This is a genomic window from Desulfovibrio sp. (assembly GCA_016208105.1).
GTDB lineage: Bacteria > Desulfobacterota > Desulfovibrionia > Desulfovibrionales > Desulfovibrionaceae > Fundidesulfovibrio.
Genome location: JACQYS010000020.1, coordinates 115,708 through 132,185, shown reverse-complemented (window position 1 = coordinate 132,185; position 16,478 = coordinate 115,708). Strand labels below are relative to the sequence as shown.

Annotated in this window: 13 protein-coding genes; 8 read left to right on the top strand and 5 right to left on the bottom strand. The window is 60.2% G+C overall.

Annotated features, from left to right (window positions below; all coding sequences use genetic code 11):
• The first annotated feature begins 200 nt into the window (after positions 1 to 200).
• From HY795_12330 to HY795_12315, 4 genes are all read left to right on the top strand, one after another.
• Positions 201 to 1,319, top strand: a complete 1,119-nt coding sequence (locus HY795_12330; protein ID MBI4806013.1) for an ABC transporter substrate-binding protein — start codon at positions 201 to 203, stop codon at positions 1,317 to 1,319.
• An 11-nt stretch (positions 1,320 to 1,330) separates the two neighbouring features.
• Positions 1,331 to 3,349: a PAS domain S-box protein gene (locus HY795_12325; GenBank protein MBI4806012.1), complete on the top strand. Its 2,019-nt coding sequence runs from the start codon at positions 1,331 to 1,333 to the stop codon at positions 3,347 to 3,349.
• Positions 3,346 to 3,741, top strand: a complete 396-nt coding sequence (locus HY795_12320) for a response regulator (protein MBI4806011.1) — start codon at positions 3,346 to 3,348, stop codon at positions 3,739 to 3,741. Before HY795_12325 ends, HY795_12320 begins: the two co-directional genes overlap by 4 nt.
• Before the next feature lie 88 nt (positions 3,742 to 3,829).
• Positions 3,830 to 5,542 carry an FAD-dependent oxidoreductase gene (locus HY795_12315; protein ID MBI4806010.1) on the top strand — a complete coding sequence of 571 codons (1,713 nt, stop codon included), beginning with the start codon at positions 3,830 to 3,832 and terminating at the stop codon, positions 5,540 to 5,542.
• 99 nt (positions 5,543 to 5,641) lie between these two features.
• Here the strand turns inward: HY795_12315 and HY795_12310 are convergent, their stop codons facing one another.
• The 3 genes from HY795_12310 to HY795_12300 all read right to left on the bottom strand — a co-directional run bounded on the left by HY795_12310 (position 5,642) and on the right by HY795_12300 (position 10,489).
• Complete coding sequence (locus HY795_12310; protein ID MBI4806009.1) at positions 5,642 to 6,331, bottom strand: acetolactate decarboxylase; 690 nt, start codon at positions 6,329 to 6,331, stop codon at positions 5,642 to 5,644.
• A 74-nt stretch (positions 6,332 to 6,405) separates the two neighbouring features.
• Positions 6,406 to 7,155 (bottom strand): N-acyl homoserine lactonase family protein, encoded by a 750-nt coding sequence (locus HY795_12305; GenBank protein ID MBI4806008.1) that lies wholly within the window; start codon positions 7,153 to 7,155, stop codon positions 6,406 to 6,408.
• Positions 7,156 to 7,297: 142 nt separating this feature from the next.
• Positions 7,298 to 10,489, bottom strand: a complete 3,192-nt coding sequence (locus HY795_12300) for a UvrD-helicase domain-containing protein (protein MBI4806007.1) — start codon at positions 10,487 to 10,489, stop codon at positions 7,298 to 7,300.
• Positions 10,490 to 10,772: 283 nt separating this feature from the next.
• Here HY795_12300 and HY795_12295 point away from each other — a divergent pair, with 283 nt between their 5' ends.
• On the top strand, positions 10,773 to 11,252 hold the full coding sequence (locus HY795_12295; protein ID MBI4806006.1) for a bacteriohemerythrin: 480 nt from the start codon (positions 10,773 to 10,775) through the stop codon (positions 11,250 to 11,252).
• Positions 11,253 to 11,439: 187 nt separating this feature from the next.
• On the opposite strand, the gene HY795_12290 is transcribed toward HY795_12295, so the two are convergent.
• Entirely contained in the window at positions 11,440 to 12,681 is a 1,242-nt protein-coding gene (locus tag HY795_12290) for an HD domain-containing protein (protein MBI4806005.1), read from the bottom strand.
• A 225-nt stretch (positions 12,682 to 12,906) separates the two neighbouring features.
• Entirely contained in the window at positions 12,907 to 13,707 is an 801-nt protein-coding gene (locus HY795_12285) for a MogA/MoaB family molybdenum cofactor biosynthesis protein (protein ID MBI4806004.1), read from the bottom strand.
• Between the two features lie 83 nt (positions 13,708 to 13,790).
• Here HY795_12285 and rfbA point away from each other — a divergent pair, with 83 nt between their 5' ends.
• The 3 genes from rfbA to HY795_12270 all read left to right on the top strand — a co-directional run bounded on the left by rfbA (position 13,791) and on the right by HY795_12270 (position 16,445).
• Complete coding sequence (rfbA, locus tag HY795_12280) at positions 13,791 to 14,672, top strand: glucose-1-phosphate thymidylyltransferase RfbA (protein ID MBI4806003.1); 882 nt, start codon at positions 13,791 to 13,793, stop codon at positions 14,670 to 14,672.
• Between the two features lies 1 nt (position 14,673).
• Positions 14,674 to 15,867, top strand: coding sequence for a bifunctional glutamate N-acetyltransferase/amino-acid acetyltransferase ArgJ (argJ, locus tag HY795_12275; protein ID MBI4806002.1), 1,194 nt, complete (start codon positions 14,674 to 14,676; stop codon positions 15,865 to 15,867).
• A gap of 248 nt (positions 15,868 to 16,115) precedes the next feature.
• Positions 16,116 to 16,445: a YbjQ family protein gene (locus HY795_12270; GenBank protein ID MBI4806001.1), complete on the top strand. Its 330-nt coding sequence runs from the start codon at positions 16,116 to 16,118 to the stop codon at positions 16,443 to 16,445.
• Positions 16,446 to 16,478: the final 33 nt, after the last annotated feature.

Genomic DNA, 16,478 nt, shown 5'->3' with positions numbered 1-16,478 from the left:
TCCCACGTTCGTTATGGGCTCCGCAGTTCCTGCACCATCTCTGGAGCCGGACGAAAACAGGAATCGTCCCGCATATTTTCCTCCAATAGATTGCCAACATACTTTGGCTGGCGTAATGTTTGCCGTGATTGACTCCGGGGCGGGCCCCGGGTCGTTAATCTCCGCAAGACTCGTTAACCTGGACATGGGCGGCGATACGGATGAAACGGCAAACACTCCTGGTCGGCTTGACCATCGCCGCGGCAATGCTTGCTGTTTTCTGTCGTTCCGACCCCGCCATAGTCATCGGTTTTTCCGGGCAACTGACCGGGACGTTCTCTGACCTCGGCGTCCAGGGACGCAACGGGGCGACCTTGGCCATTGAGGATGTGAATGCGTCTGGAGGAGTTGCCGGCTCCAGGCTGAAACTGATTGCCGTGGACGACGGCAACACCCCCGAGGGGGCAATAAAGGCTGACGAATCCCTGCTCGCATCCGGAGCCGTGGCTATTGTCGGCCATATGACCAGTTCGCAGACCATGGCGGCAATGCCCTTGATCGAAGAGCGAAGAGCCGTGCTTGTCTCTCCCACCACGGCCACTCCGGCCCTGACAGGAAAAACGGATATGTTCTTCCGCCTCATACCGGACAACCAAAGCTGGGCGAAGACTCTGGCCGAGTTCAGCAGGTCGAAGCTCGGTCTAAGCAAGGTCTACATGCTAGGGGATTCGGACAATATCTCCTATGTGGAGAGCTTCAATACGGCTTTCATGAAATTCTTCACCCAAATGGGTGGGGCCGTGGCCGGTAGCGTCCATTTTTCCTCGAAGGACAAGCCGGATTGGCGGGAACTCTTGCAAGGAGCCGAAGCATCCGGAGCGCAGGCGGTGGTCATGGCCGCTTCCGCCAGAGATGTGGCCCAGTTCGCCAAGGCACGAGCGTTGGCTGGGAGCGGCATGGGGATTCTCTGCCCCACTTGGCCCTACACCCGGGAAATACTCCTTGCGGGCGGCGACAGCGTGGAAGGGATCATATTTTCCACCAGCTATACGGAGGAAAACGATTCCCCCGCCTTTCAGGATTTCCGGAAACGCTACGAAGATCGTTTCGGCTGGCCTGCGAATTTCGCTGCGGCCTATTCCTACGAAGCGGTCAAGCTCATCGCCCAGGCCCTGCGCATAACCAAGGGTCAACGCCAGGGGCTCGAACAGGCCCTGGTTTCCACCGGACAGATTCAGGGCGTGATCGGTGACTTTGCCTTGGACCAAGCTGGCGACGTCAACCGGGAAAACTTCATCGTCACGATTCGTGACGCCCGCTTCCGCACAGTGCAGAAGTGAGCCGGAGCCAGATGAATCCGAAACCCATCGCCAAGATCCTCCAGACCAGCCTGTTTTTCCGCATGCTTTTTCCCGCCGTGGTCTGCCTGGGGCTTCTGACACTGTACCTCGGGGTGCAGCAAAAACGATCCGTGGAGCGTCAGAACGAGGAGTTCGCCAAGACTCTGGCGATCTTCACTCAGGGATATATGGACGGGGTGTGGCACTCGCTGGAGCACTTCGCAGCCACCGCATCTCCACAGTCACTCAAGGACATGCTCGCGGTCCTGCCGGTCATGGAACGCCTCCTCTTGATCGACAAAAACAACACCATTGTCTCGGTTGAACCGCAGGGCACAAGAGGGCTGGATTTTCCCATCCGCTTCGACAGCGCGGCAGGACGCAGGCTGCTGTTGTCTCGTCCCCTGCCGTCTCCCCAGTCCGGAAACATGACCGTGTTTATAGGCGTGGCAACCGACACCGGCGTCACTTTGGCCGGGGAGCTGAACCTGCGCGAAATGACCAACTATGTGGAAACTCTTTCCACACCCTGGCGGGGTGAGGTGATCATCTGCGACGCTTACGGGAATGTGCTCTCTCACCCGGACGCCGCAATGGTGGCCACCCAGGCCAACATTGGGGATTCACCCCTGTTTAGGGCGTCCAAACAAGGACTCGGAGGACTCGTTTTCGAAGAAGACGGGAGGTTCTATCTGGGAGCCCAGGCCGCAGTGCCTGGCCTTGGCTGGAAGGTGCTGGTCCGCACCCGCGCCATCACGGCATTCGCGCCGACTTTGGCTCCGGTGGCCGGAGTAGCGTTGGTGATGTCGGCCGTGTTCATCATGCTGACCATTCTTCTGCGCCGTGAGCTGGACAGAACCATTGCCAGGCCCATGGCGGAATCCGCGAAGAACCTGGAATGCCTTCCCGAGGGAAGTGGGTACTGCGCCCACCGTAAACCGGCATTCGCGGAGCTTAACCGTTTCGAGCTGGCGATAGAGGACATGGCTGGGCGCATCCTGGCGGGAGAGACGCAGCTGCGCGAAAGCGAAAGACGGTTCAGGGCCATCTTCGAACAGGCTGCTGTTGGCATCATGCAGTTGAGTTTGAACGGTACGTTCCTTAGGATTAATGATCGGTTCCAGGATATCAGTGGCTACTCCATGGAGGAATTGCGCGGTAAAACCTTCAACATTCTTACCCTCCCAGAAGATCTGGAAACCGACCTGACGTATGCCCGCCAAATGCTCGCCGGGGAACTCAGCAATTACGCCATGGACAAGCGCTGCCGGAAAAAAGACGGGAGCCTTATCTGGGTGCGCCTGACGGTTTCGGCTGTACGAGACGATGCCGGCGAGGCGGTGTATTTCGTCGGAGTCGCGGAGGACATCACCCTGCGCAAACAGGCCGAGCAGACGGTAAGCGATTCCTTGAAGGAAAAAGAGGTTTTGCTTCGTGAAATCCACCACAGGGTCAAAAACAACCTCCAGGTCATATCGAGTCTCCTCTATCTTCAGGCCGACCGGGTGAGCGATCAGGAGTCCCTGGACCTGTTCGTGGAGAGCCGAAACCGCATCTCCTCAATGGCCCTGGTGCACGAAGAGCTCTATCGGTCGGACAACCTGTCCCGGGTGAACATACGCGAATACCTCCAGAAGCTCGTTCCCCGGCTGGTGTCCACCTTCTGCGGAGGCAGAAGCATCGGCTGTACCGTCGATGTCCAGGATGTCTCGCTTATTATCGATCAGGCCATCCCGTTCGGGCTTATTCTCAATGAACTTGTGACCAATTCGGCCAAGCATGCCTTCAACGGGCGTGGCTCAGGAAAGATTGGCGTATTCGTCAAGCGTGTTGACGGAAACATCCAAGCGGATGTAACAGATGACGGAGTAGGATTGCCAGCTGGTTTTGACATAAACGGGACGCAAACTTTGGGGATGCAGCTCGTCGTGCAGCTTGCCCGGCAGCTGCGGGGCGAGCTGCAAGTCGGGACCGATACGGGCACGCTGTTCTCGCTGGTATTTCCTCTGAAGGAGGCGAAGCTCTCATGAGCCCAGCCAAAGTCATGATCGTGGAAGATGAGGTGATAGCCGCCATGGCCACCGAGAAGATGCTCAAGAAGCTTGGGTTCATCGTGTGCGGCAATGTCACTTCCGGTGAAGAAGCCCTGGAAGCGTTTGGAGGGGACTGCCCAGACGTGGTCATCATGGACGTCCGCCTGGACGGCAAGCTCGACGGCATCGAAACCACGCATCTGCTCAAAAAGCTCAAGAACGTTCCCGTAATATTCGTTTCCGCATTTTCAGACGATTCCACCCGCCAGCGCGCCGAGGAAACAAGCCCCTTGGCCTTTATCAGCAAGCCTCTCGATATCAATCTGCTCAAGCGGGCATTGGCCGGGCTCGTCCTTGGCGCTGCAGAGCCGGATCCGCTCCCCAACTGAACCGAGTCCAATTCCTGTCCTCTACTCCTTGGCTTGGCGGGCCAAGTGCCGTACAAGGGGCCCTCAAGAATAATGAGGAGTCCAGCCCATGTCCGAGCACGTCGTCATCATCGGCGCGGTGGCTCTCGGCCCCAAGGCCGCCTGCCGCTACAAACGCCTGCGCCCAGAAGCAAAAGTGACCATGATAGACCGCGACCAGATCGTCTCCTATGGCGGCTGCGGCATTCCCTATTTCATCTCCGGTGACGTGTCGGACTTGAAGGAACTGCGCACCACCAGCTTCAAACTGGTGCGTGACGAGGCATTCTTCAGGGAATGCAAGGATATAGATGTTCTTACCCGCACTGAAGCAACCCGGATTGACCGGGACAAGAAGCTCGTTCATACCCGCAACCTGGACACCGGCGTTCAATCCGAAATCCCATACGACAAACTGGTTATAGCCACCGGGGCATCTCCCCGGAAGCTGAACATCCCCGGGGAGTCCCTGCCCGGGGTGCACGCCGTGGCCAACCTGCACGACGCTACGGCCATCCGCGGGCTCATAAGCACGGGCAAGGCAGGGCGGGCCGTGGTGGTCGGCTCCGGCTTCATCGGGCTGGAAGTGGCCGAAGCCCTGGCCGAGATGTGGGGCCTGGAGGTGGCCGTGGTGGAGCTGATGGACCACCTGTTGCCCCGCAACATAAGCCCTGTGCTGGCCGACATGGCGAGCCATCATCTTTTGGAAAAGGGCGTCGAGCTCTATTTCGGGGAAAAAGTCCTGGCCATCGAGGGCGACGGCAAGGCCCAGCGCGTGGTCACGGACAAGCGCACCCTGGATGCTGATTTGGTTGTCCTGGCGGCGGGCGTGGTGCCAAACAGCGAGCTTGCCCGGGAGGCCGGGCTTACGGTGTCGCCCCGCGGCGGCGTGCTGGTGGATGAGTATATGCGCACCTCGGACCCGGACATCTATTCGGGCGGGGACTGCGTGGAAGTGGCCAATGCCGTCACCGGCGGCTCCATCCACCTGCCGCTCGGGTCCATGGCCAACCGTCAGGGCCGGATAATCGGCACCAACCTGGCGGGCGGGGAGGCGGTGTTCCCGGGCGCGGTGGGGTCTTTCGCGGTGAAGCTTTTCGAACGAAGCATCGCCGGGGCCGGGCTCACACCAGAACAGGCCAAACAGGCCGGGTACGACGCCTTAAGCGCGCTGGTGATACAGTTCGACCGGGCGCATTTTTTCCCGGGCAAGGAGCTCATGACCCTGGAGCTCACAGTGGACAAAAAATCCCGCAAGGTCCTTGGCATCCAGGGATTCGCCCCTTCCGGGGACGCCCTGGTGGGCCGGGTTGGCGCCGTGGCAGCGCTCATGCAGAAAGGGTGCGTGCCCGAGGACCTGTCCGTGCTTGAATACCCGTACTCGCCGCCGTTCTCCTCGGCCATGGACATCGTGAACACCCTTGGAACCGTGGCCGAGAACATGCTGGCCGGTATGAACCAGGGGCTTTCTCCCGAGGAGTTCGAGAAGCTCTTTGCGGGCAACGGAGATTCCTGTTTCTTCCTGGACTGCCGCGAGCCGGACAACGCCGGCCCCTACCTGGAGCGCCATCCGGGCAAATGGCACAACATCCCCCAGGGCAAGCTTCGTGAACGCCTGGGCGAGATTCCCAAGGACAAGACCGTGGTGCTCATCTGCAATACGGGCATCCGCTCCTACGAGGGGCAGATCACCCTGGAGCAGGCCGGTTTCAAGGACGTACAGAACTTGCACGGCGGCATGGCCGCGCTCAAGCAGAGCGGTCGGGACCCACTGAAGATGTAAGGCGGAGATTGCTTGAGAGAGAACAGGATGCCTCCTGCGGCCAGGGGGATGATCCCCCTGGACCCGGCGATAGCTTCGCGGGATTCGTGAGTGGAACAATTAAGGAAGCTCTAGCTCGAACCGCTTGGCCGCCATCCAGGCCGCTTCTCCGGATAGTCCCACGGCCTTGAGCACGTGCCCCCCGGCTTTCCCGTCCGAGCTTACGAAGTGGAAATGCCACCCAGCCACCCAGGCACCCGTGGGTTCGGCCGGTCCGCGCAGGCCCACGAGAGTTCCGCTCACGTCATCTAACTCCATGACGAACTGGGTCTTTAGTGCCTCTCCAAGAGGCGGGTAGGGCTTCGCATACCCCGGAACACTGCGGATGGTCAGCTTCTTGAACCGGGCGGTGATCCTGGCGGTAGCGAACGTGCCCTTGGGCAACCGGGCGTCGAGCTCCGCGATAAGCGCGGGGATGTCGTTTAGTGAGATGCTTTGCTTTGCGTCAGGCTTGAAGAAAGCAAGCGAGGCGAAGGGCGAAAGTGTCGACATATCGAGCCGGGTGAGACGGCACTGGGCGTCCGCCAGATAGAACACCCCGTCAAGGACGATCATCTCCCCTGTCAAACCGTCGGTGGTTCCTAAGCCGAAGTCACCGTGGGTCTTGAGCTCGGACAGCGGGATCTTGCCTGCGTACTCCCCGGCCGCGAAGGAGTCGAAGATGGCGTATTGGTAGAGGCTCGGGCTCTGGGGGCGGGCGCAGGCGGCAAGAAACGTCAGCAGGCAGAGCAGAAGCAGGCGTGTAATCATGGCGGCAAGGCTCCGGACGCCGGCTTGACCGGCGAGAGTTCATTGTTCGGCCGGGAGCCCGGCCGTTTCTGTTCCTAGCCGATCTGCTCGCCCTTGGCGAAGCGCGGCTCGTGCAGAGGCAGGATGATGTCCGCCATGTCCCGGCATTTGAGCACGATGTCGTAAGCTTCTTTTATGTCCAAGCAGGTGGAGGGCGGGATGACCTCCATGCCCAGCCCCTTCACTTCCTTGGGCGGGTAGAAGTTGTCCATGATGCAGCAGAAACCCGTGATGAGCGCCTTACCCTTGGCCGTGTCCACCAGCACGCTCATGCTGCCCTCGGTGTGGGCCGGGGTGTGGATCATCTTTATGCCCGGAACCACCTCGGTGTCTTCAGTGAGAGGAATGATCTGCCCGTTCTCCTCCACGTCCAGGATGAAGTCCTCCTGGTAGCGGTAGTCCATGGGATGCGGGTCGTGGACGATCTCCAGTTCCTTCTCGTGCACGTAGAACTTGGCATTCTCGAACTTGTAGTCGTTTTCGCAGTGGTCGCGGTGCAGGTGGGTATGGATCACGATGTCTATGTCCGCCGGAGTGAGCCCGAAGCGGCCAAGGCCTTCCTCTATGGTCTCGATCTTGCCGCCGATGAACTCCTCGCGGTCCGGGCTCACGATGGGCTTCAGCTCCCCGGTATCCACCAGGATCTTCTTGTCGCCCCCAAGGATCAGCCAGGCGTACAACGGGATGACGTAGGGCGTGCCCATTTCCTGCTGGTAGGTCATGTAGCCTTTGTCGAAACGCTTGGTGCCGGCAACAATGGGGTGGATGGTGTAGGTCTGGGACATGATTTCTCCGAAGGTTTGCGAAGTACCCGCAGCAGATAGCCATCCGGACGGATTTCGGCAAGTGCGACCGGAAAGGGCGGGTTTGGTTCGGCAGGTTTGGCTGACGCGTTCCCAAAGGCTTGTGCCGGGGACGCGCAGGGTCTCAGATGAGGTCCAGCTGCTTCTCCTTGCGTACGGTCTTGGCTACCAGGTGCGAGCGCCTGGCTGCCTCCAGGTCGAGTTTTTTCAGGAATCGCGATGGCTTGAGCATGAGAAGCCTTCCGTATAGCTCGCGTTTTTCGGCGTGGCTCAAATACAGCCGGGACTTGGCCCTGGTGAGCCCCACGTAGAAGAGCCGCTCCTCCTCATTCTCGTCCGGCGGGACCTCGGAGGGGGAAAGCTTGCCGGTCAGCATGCCCATGCCCGCGAAAGGCAGGATGCCGTCTTCCAGGGACGGCAGGAAGACCACCTCGAATTCAAGGCCCTTGGCCGCGTGCAGGCTCATGATGCGAACCTTTTCGGAACGCCGCCCCACCAGCTCCAGCTCGCTCTGGGCGTTCACGAAGCTTAAAAGTCCGGCCCAGCCTCCCTGCTTGGTGTAGGTGTTCACCAGTTCGCCGAATTCGGGGCTCTGCCAGAAAAGATGGTCGAAGGGGGGCACGTCGCGCAGATAGAAGGCGATTTCCTTGGGCCCCTTGGCCAGCAGGCGGTCCGGGCAGGCCACGGTGAGCGCACCTTCCATCCCGGCCATGCCCAAAAAACGCCCTGCGGCGTTCAGGATGGCCTTCACGCGCGAATCCGCCCAGAAGGCCTCGGACTCAGGAACCGAACAGGGCACGCCGTAGCGGTTGAGAGCCTTCTGGATGGGGTCCATGAGCCCCTTGAAGCGCACCAGGATGGCGATGTCGCCTGGGGAGAGGGTCTGGCCCTGGCCCTTGGTCAGGGTGAGCGAGGTGGGGCCCAAAAGCTGCCTGATTTTCTCGCCCATCCAGGACACCTCGCGCAGGGCCTGGGGTGCGGTGAACTCCATTATCTCGCCCGGATCCCCCGACCGCTTGGCCGTAAGAGTAGCCGACTGCGGGAACAGGCCGTGGGCCAGGTCGAGAATCGGCTGGGTGGAGCGGTAGTTTTCGTCCAGGGTGACCACGGTCAATTCGGGCCAGAAACCCTTGAGCTCCCGGGTGGCATCGCTCACGGCGCCCCTGAACCCGTAGATGGACTGGTTGGGGTCCCCGATGGCGAAGAACGTCCGGGTGGGGCCGTTGGCCAGGGCCCGGATGATGGCCAACTGCAACGGGGAGAGGTCCTGCACCTCGTCCACCAGGACATGCTTGAAAACCGACTCGTAGATGCCGGTCTCGAGTTTTTCCAGCCAGAATTCCAACAGGTCGGTGTAGTCCGCCAGGTTCCATGAAGCCTTCTGTTTGGCGTAGCGCGCGGCATGGTCCTCCGGGGAGGGGGCTTCAGGGGTTTCCTTGGGCTGGCCAGGCGCCTTGGGCCATACGGGAAGCGGCCGGCGGCGCATGCGTTCGCGGTCCAGGGTGAGCTGCTGCCAGGCCTGCTTGAGCTTGGGCCCGGTGAGCTCCGGGTTCACCTCGGCGAAGAGCCTGCGGGCGGCCTCTTCAGAGAGGATCACAGGCTTTTCCCCGTAAGCCTCGGTCCAGTACTCGTGGGCCATGGCGTGGAGGGTGTCTGCCCTCACCGGGGCCTCGCCCAGGCGGTCCTTCAGTTCCTGGGCGGCGCGCCGGGTGAAGGTGACCACCAGCAGGCTGCGGGGATCGACTTCGGATTCGAGCAGATGCCGTATGCGGGCCATGAGGGTGTGGGTCTTGCCCGTTCCGGGCCCGGCCAGAACCAGAAGGCGGGGGTCCTTGCTGGTAGCGGCGTGGTGTTGGCGACCATTCAAGGGAGGGGCTGCGGAAACGGCCTGGGACGGGGCCGGGAGCTGCACGGCGGTTTCTGTACCATCTCCCGGACTGGTTTCAAAAAGAGTGGGGGAGCCACCGGATACGGCGTTGCCAGCGGTTTTCTCGGGAGTCGTCCTGACGGACTTGGGCGAACTCACCAGCGTCGCGCCGCGCATCATGCTGGTCAGCTCGTCCGGGCTGAAAACCCGGATGCGTCCGTACTGACCATCGAATCCGGGTTGGCGAAACACCTTGCCCCGGCGCATACGGTTCACGGCTTCGGCCAAAACAGGGGAATCCTTGGCCAGGTCTTCCAGGGGGACGTCCGAGAGGATGTGCAGTTCAGGGCCAAGGCGGCCCAGCAACCGGGACATGTTGGCCCGGACTTTCTTGGACAGCGAGCCCGTCCCGTGGATTTCCCCCAGCACCTCGTTCAAGGGAATAAGCGAGACAAATCCGGGCTGTCCCTGGGGCCGCACTGGCTGTTCCCGGTCCGCCAAGTCCAGCACCCGGTGCAGCACACCAACGGTGAGAGGCTTGCCGCACACCGGGCAGATGCCTCGCTTGGCCTTGGTCTCGTGGGGGTCCATGACCACACCGCAGTCCACATGGCCATCCAGATGGTATTTTCCCTCTTCAGGGAAGAATTCGATGGTGCCCAGAAAATCGTGTCCCACCCCTTCGCCGCGCAGGGCCCGGTAGATGCCCTCATAGGAAACGGGGCCGGAAAAAAGGTTGGCCTCCCGGCCGAGCTTCTCACCCGAGTGGGCGTCGGAATTCGATATCAGCCGGTAACGGTCCAGGCTCGAGAGCATCCAGTTCATTTCCGGGTCGGAGGACAGTCCGGTTTCAAGGGCGAAGATGTGCTGGGCCAGGCTGCCGAAGCACTCTTCCACCGAGTCGAACCCGGACTTGGATCCGAAGATCGAGAACCAGGGGGTCCAGATGTGGGCCGGGACAAGAAAGGCCAGGGGATCGGTCTCAAGGACCATTTCCAAGAGGTGGCGGCTGTCCAGGCCCAGGATGGGGCGGCCGTCCGAGGCCAGGTTGCCCACGTGGGAAAGCTTCTCGTTGAGCTTTTTGGCCGCGTCGAAAGTGGGGACGTAGACCAGGTTGTGGACTTTGCGGACCTTGCCGCCGCGCTTGTAGATGGAGCTTATCTCAGCCGAAAGGATGAACTTGGCGTGGCCTGGCAGGGGATAGCCGGAGAGCCAGGGGATTTCCGGCTCAAGATCCTTGGAATCCTTCAGGCGCAAGAGCCCGTGGCCGTCCGGCGCGAGCTGTTCTTCCAACTCGGCAAGCCACTGCGGATGGGTGAAGTCCCCGGTGGCCACCACGTCGATGCCCTTGACCCTGGCCCACGCGGCCAGATGCCTCGGGGTCAGGCCCTTGCTGGTGGCCCGGGAATATTTTGAGTGTACGTGGAGGTCGGCCCGGTATTGATCCATGTCACCCCGCTCTGACGCTTGAGGCAACCTAGCGCCTTCGAGGCTACGGGGCAAGGCCTCCGGCAGGCATTAGGCCGAAATGATTTGCGTATGGTTTTAGGATGTTGGGTGGCCGCTGCTGGCAGAAGGCTTTCTGCGATGCCCGTTGCTCCGGCCTTCAGCAAACGAAGCTGAGCTCGTGTAGTGTACTCGCAGTGAGCTTCTTTACAAATTCCCGCAACATGTTGCAGGAATTCATGTTATGGCTATAGAATAAAACCTTCCTCCATTAATGAAATATTTCTTGCCCACGATTCGTGCCGGAATTACAAGAATAATACAGATTTCTGAGCCGCATCGTTTCCTTGAAAAGGGGGGGGCTATGGAGGTGCAATGGAGTAATGAGCTGACTGTCGGCATAGAGTCTTTAGATGCTCAGCATGAGTACTTAATAGGCTTGTTGAACGATTTCATACGCATCACGCATGCGCGTGAATTCGATGAAGACTATCAAGACTTGGTATTCAGGTTGATATCAAGCTATCAGGATCATTTCAAATATGAAGAAGACTTGATGAGGAAGCATCAATATCCTGATGCGAGTGAACATGAGACCGACCATTCACAGTTCATCGTATTAATCAACATGATGTCGACATTTCATTATGATGAGGTAAACGCACCTGATGCTGTCGAGAAATTTATAAGGAAGTGGCTGTCGGACCATCTCATGGAAAAAGACAAGGCTCTTGGTATGTACTTGAATGAAAGGGGAGTGTATTGATAGGGTTGAGAGCTGTCTATGGAGTTTTCAGTGTTGTATCGTCAGTTGTCTTATCGATGTGTATGTGGTGTCCGAGTTGCTCGTATGTTCTAGTCCTGAAACGGCCCCCCCTATTGCTAAAAAGTATACTGTGACGCTTAAGAATTTTGCACAATGCTAAGGCTTGAGGTGTCCTGGCTGTTCGAGCCTACTGGGCAAGGCTTCCGGCAAAACGTTCAAAATCTTTCTGGGCTTGGGCCTGGGATGCACGCCTGGCTTCGTCGATGAGGGAGCGCTTGGAGGACACCAGGCTCACCACGTCCGAGTCCAGGGAATTGTTGCGGGCCATATCCTCGAGCATACCCACAATCCTGCCAAGTTCCATTCCGGATCTGTAAGGACGGTCCTCGGCCAGAGCGGTGAATACGTCCGACACGGCCAGAATCCGTGCGGCAAGGCCTAGTTGTGATGCCTTCAATCCATGCGGATAACCCGTGCCGTCCAGGCGTTCGTGGTGCTTCACCATAATCCCGGCCACATCCCCCAAGCCAGGGGCGCTGGAAAGGGCCTTGAATCCGTTCTCGGCGTGCAGCCGTATGGTGGCCATTTCAGCATGGTTCAGGGCTGCGGGTTTGAGGATGATCTCAGCCGGGGTACCCAGTTTGCCTATATCGTGCAGTTCTCCAGCGATTTCGAGCTTGTCCCGGGTGTCACCTTCCAAGGCCAGTTCGTGAGCCAGCGCCATGGCCGTGGCTGATACTCCACGGGAATGGGTGGCGGTGAAGCGGCATCGAAAATCTATGATCTGGCTGAACAGCCTGGAAAGATTCGATATCTCCTTGCCGGAGAGTTCGGGGTTGTGTTCGTCCGGGATAAGCGGATGGCCGTTGTTTCCGCTGGTGGCGGTTTCTTCCAGAAAACCCTTTCTGGCGGCCAGTTCGTCGAAAGCGTCCACCCACACGGGGTCGAACATTGAGCCGCGTCCTGCCCCGATTCTGGTGACGGTGGCCTCACGGTCCACAGGCACTCCCGGAGTCCTCGGGAGCAAAGTGTCCACCCTGTCGGCCAAGCATAAGAGATTGCCGAGGGCGGACTCGGAGGACTCGCCCTTGGTAGCAACGTCTTTCCCCCAGGCGGTGTGGTGCAGGCGCACCAGCTCGGCCACCCGGGCGAACCCTGGGTACCCTGAGAGCAGCCTGTACCCTGTCTGGGCGTGGGAGTGGTCGGAGGTGTCGAAGTGCAAGGCGGAAAGCCTGTCCTTTAAGGAAAAGGCCCCCACGTCGTGGAGCATGCCGGCCAATGCCAGGTCGGCCCTGGCTTGTCCGGAAAGTCCGGCGATCTCGGCGAGTTTGGAGGCTATGAGCCCAACGCGACGGTGGTGACCGACAACTTCCGGGCTGACGAGGTCCATGGCGCTGGAGAGGCATCCAGCCATATCAAACAAGCGCATACTACTTTTCTCCGGTGCGACTGGAGCAACCTAATCACTCGCACTGGAGCTGGCAAGCAGGAGGGCGTGCAATACGGAGGTAGGGAATCACGTATGGCTTAATTGAACCAGAACACTCCGGGCAATGCGTGGCCAGTAAGAACAGATTGGAGAGTGAAAATGCTTTTCCCAGTAATATTTCCAGGAGCAACACGGGACGCGGTTGAAAAATATTCCCGAGCACCATTACGTTGTGGCGCAGTCTCCCTGGTCCCCCTGGCATTTCTCCAAGGCGTGCTCCATGGCGGGCAGTATGGCGGCAAGGGTTTCGCGCACCCCTTTGGGCGAGCCGGGCAGATTGATCACCAGGCATTCGCCCAGAAGCCCCGCCACGGCTCGTGAGATCACCGCTCGTGGGGTAGATTGGATTCCAGCCAGGGTCATGGCCGCCTCGAATCCGGGCAGGCGTTTTTCGATCACCGCGAGCGTCGCTTCCGGGGTGATGTCGCGCGGGGCCACTCCGGTTCCGCCGGTGGTGACCACGATGTCGAAGCGCTGTGAGAGGGCAAGGTCGGTTATGAGAGCCTTGAGCTCGCGCTGGTCATCGGGAAGGATGTGCCCCTGGATGACGGACAGTCCGATTTCCGTGGCCACCATGTCGCCGATGAGCGGGCCTGACGCATCGTCTCTGAGTCCGGCGGCGCCCTTGTCCGAAAGCGTGACCCAAGCTAAGCTGTAACCGTTCGTCCAGGACCTCAAAGTGGTGGCCCCGGTGGGCAGGTAGACTTCCACCAGGGCGTCGGCCAGGATGACTTCGAGCGCGGGTGCCGCCCCGCCCTCGGGCCAGCGCATGCGCCCGGCCACTTGGAACAGGGGCGTATCGGACATGCGGCCGAGGTGGGCGCCCACCTTGAGATCCGGGAGCGAACCCACGGCCGGGAGTATGGGAGAGAGCCCGCCCGAGGGGGCTCCGGCGGTGATGAATACCCTCTGGCCGGGAAGTATGGTCGTGTCCTGGGTTACTGCGAGCAGAACCGAGCCGTTCATGGGAAACCACCTTGACGGTTGCAAATTTGGCGGGCATGGGCCACAAGCCCACTACAAAAAAACACGCACATGCGAGGACGTGCATGAAAGGCATCATCCTGGCCGGCGGCTCTGGCACAAGGCTCTACCCCATTACCAGAGTCGTCAGCAAGCAGCTCCTGCCCATCTACGACAAACCCATGATCTACTATCCCCTGTCCGTGCTCATGCTGGCAGGCATCAGGGAGATCATGATAATCTCCACTCCCCACGACTTGCCTCGCTTCGAGGAGATGCTCGGGGACGGCTCCTGGCTTGGGCTCAAGCTCACCTACAAGGTGCAGCCCAAGCCCGAAGGCCTGGCCCAGGCCTTCATTCTGGGCGAGGAGTTCATAGGCCGCGACAAGGTCTGCCTGGTGCTCGGGGACAACATCTTCTACGGCCAGGGTCTGGCCAAGGTGCTCCAGCGCTGCGCCGAAGTTGAGCAGGGCGGCGTGGTCTTCGGCTACAAGGTGCGCGACCCGGAACGCTACGGCGTGGTGGAGTTCGATGCCCTGAAGAATGTCATATCCATTGAGGAAAAACCCACCAAGCCCAAGAGCAAATATGCCGTCACGGGCCTCTATTTCTATGATAATCAAGTGGTGGAGATATCGAAGAACCTGAAACCCTCGCCCCGTGGCGAACTCGAAATCACCGACGTGAACAACGAGTACCTGAAGCGAGGCCAGCTCAAGGTGGAGTTTCTGGGCCGGGGCTTCGCCTGGCTGGACACCGGCACCCACGAGTCCCTGCACCACGCGGCCAGCTTCGTGCAGGCCATCCAGGACCGGCAGGGCCTCAAGGTCTCCTGCCTGGAGGAAATCGCCTTCAGGATGGGGTATATTAATGATACACAACTGGAGCACCTCGCCCAGGACATGCTCAAGAACTCCTACGGGCAGTACCTGATGGAAGTGGTCAGGGAAGCCAGGGGGCTGGAATAACATGGACCAGATCGTACCGATCCCCAAAGGATTTCGCTTTGCCGCGCACAACGCCGGATTTCGCTATCAGGGCCGCGACGACGTGGCGCTCTTGGTCTCCGACCGCCCGGCGGTGGGAGCTGGCGTTTTCACCAAGAATCTGTTCCAGGCCGCGCCCGTTCTGGTGGCCAAAGAGAACCTCAAGAAGTCAGCAGCGATCCGCGCCTTCCTGGTGAACGCCGGACAGGCCAACGCCTGCACGGGCAAGGAAGGCGAGGCCAACTGCCGCGAGACCTTGAAGCTCGCGGCCGAACGCCTGGGACTCGGTGCCTCTGAGATCTTGCCCGCTTCCACCGGGGTCATCGGGCCTCAGCTGAAGATGGACATCTGGCGCGACGAAGTTCCGGCGCTCGCGGCCAAGCTCGGCCAGTCGAGCCCCCTGGACACAGCCAAGGCCATCATGACCACCGATGCCTTCCCCAAGATGGCCTGGGGCTCGGTGGAGATCGGGGGGCGCGAGGTGCGGCTTCTTGGCATGGCCAAGGGCGCGGGCATGATCTGCCCCAATATGGCCACCATGCTGGCTTTCGTGGTCTGTGACGCCGAGGTGGAAAAAAACCGCTGGCAGGCCATGCTGGCCGCAGCGGTGGACGCCAGCTTCAACGCAGTGACCGTGGACGGGGACACCTCCACCAACGACTGCGTCCTGGCCATGGCCAACGGCGCCTCCAAGGTGAAAGCCCACTCGGACGAGGAACTGGCCGCACTGGCCGCCGCGCTCAATGAAGTCTGCCAGGCCCTGGCCTACATGATCGTGGAGGACGCCGAGGGCGGCACCAAGATCATCCGGATCGACGTCATCGGCGCGGAGGACAACATGCAGGCCGAGGCCTGCGCCAGGGCCGTGGGGCACTCTCCACTGGTGAAGACGGCCATGTTCGGGCGCGACGCCAACTGGGGCCGCATAGTGGCCGCGGTCGGCCGTTCCGGGGCGGAGTTCGATCCGAACAACGTAACAGTGGCCATCGGCGGCATTCCTGTGTTTGTGAACGGCCAGCCCGTGGCCGGAGACTTGGACAGCCTGCTCGCCCCGCACATGCGCCGCACCGAGATCGCCGTGAGCATCGACCTGGGCGCGGGCAACGGAGAGTATGTGCTGCTGGCTTCGGATTTGACGTACGACTACGTGAAGATAAACGGAGACTATCGCTCGTAGAAAAGTCGTAGAAGAGAAGTCACGTTGTTTAAGACCGATCCAGGGTTGCCCCAGGGCTAAACGGGACAGTGGCTTCATGCTGGTTCCGGCAGGGCGCTGCCCTGCACCCGCTGGGGGGATGATCCCCCCAGACCCCGCATTCGCTTTGCGGCGAGCATCGACTGGCTGGTTTCAAACTGGTATATTAGGGAAGCGTGTAAACCACGCTTCCCTTTCTTCTTGTGGGTACAAACTGGAGTGCCAAAGAGATGAACAACCGATTCGTGACCACCTCGTTCTCATTCGAAGGCTACCGCATCGTGGAGCACCTGGGCGTTGTGCGTGGGATCATCGTCCGGTCCAGGAGCATAGTGGGCAACATCATAGCTGGCTTCGAGATGCTTTTTGGCGGCAAGATAGCCATGTACACCCAGCTGTGCGAGCGGACCCGCCAGGAATCCTTTGACCTCATGGTGGAACACGCCATGGAAAAAGGCGCCAACGCCATCATCGGCATGCGCTACGACGCCAACGAGGTGGCCGCAGGGGTCACCGAGGTGCTGTGCTATGGAACCGCTGTTAGAGTCGAAAAAGAATAACCGGGAACTGCGACACGCGCTGAGGCCCGTATT

What these genes read in the sequence shown, in the direction of transcription:
- HY795_12330 (MBI4806013.1), top strand. Translation starts at nt 201, where the DNA reads ATGAAACGGCAAACACTCCTGGTCGGCTTGACCATCGCCGCGGCAATG.
- HY795_12325 (MBI4806012.1), top strand. Translation starts at nt 1,331, where the DNA reads ATGAATCCGAAACCCATCGCCAAGATCCTCCAGACCAGCCTGTTTTTC.
- HY795_12320 (MBI4806011.1), top strand. Translation starts at nt 3,346, where the DNA reads ATGAGCCCAGCCAAAGTCATGATCGTGGAAGATGAGGTGATAGCCGCC.
- HY795_12315 (MBI4806010.1), top strand. Translation starts at nt 3,830, where the DNA reads ATGTCCGAGCACGTCGTCATCATCGGCGCGGTGGCTCTCGGCCCCAAG.
- HY795_12310 (MBI4806009.1), bottom strand. Translation starts at nt 6,331, where the DNA reads ATGATTACACGCCTGCTTCTGCTCTGCCTGCTGACGTTTCTTGCCGCC.
- HY795_12305 (MBI4806008.1), bottom strand. Translation starts at nt 7,155, where the DNA reads ATGTCCCAGACCTACACCATCCACCCCATTGTTGCCGGCACCAAGCGT.
- HY795_12300 (MBI4806007.1), bottom strand. Translation starts at nt 10,489, where the DNA reads ATGGATCAATACCGGGCCGACCTCCACGTACACTCAAAATATTCCCGG.
- HY795_12290 (MBI4806005.1), bottom strand. Translation starts at nt 12,681, where the DNA reads ATGCGCTTGTTTGATATGGCTGGATGCCTCTCCAGCGCCATGGACCTC.
- HY795_12285 (MBI4806004.1), bottom strand. Translation starts at nt 13,707, where the DNA reads ATGAACGGCTCGGTTCTGCTCGCAGTAACCCAGGACACGACCATACTT.
- rfbA (MBI4806003.1), top strand. Translation starts at nt 13,791, where the DNA reads ATGAAAGGCATCATCCTGGCCGGCGGCTCTGGCACAAGGCTCTACCCC.
- argJ (MBI4806002.1), top strand. Translation starts at nt 14,674, where the DNA reads ATGGACCAGATCGTACCGATCCCCAAAGGATTTCGCTTTGCCGCGCAC.
- HY795_12270 (MBI4806001.1), top strand. Translation starts at nt 16,116, where the DNA reads ATGAACAACCGATTCGTGACCACCTCGTTCTCATTCGAAGGCTACCGC.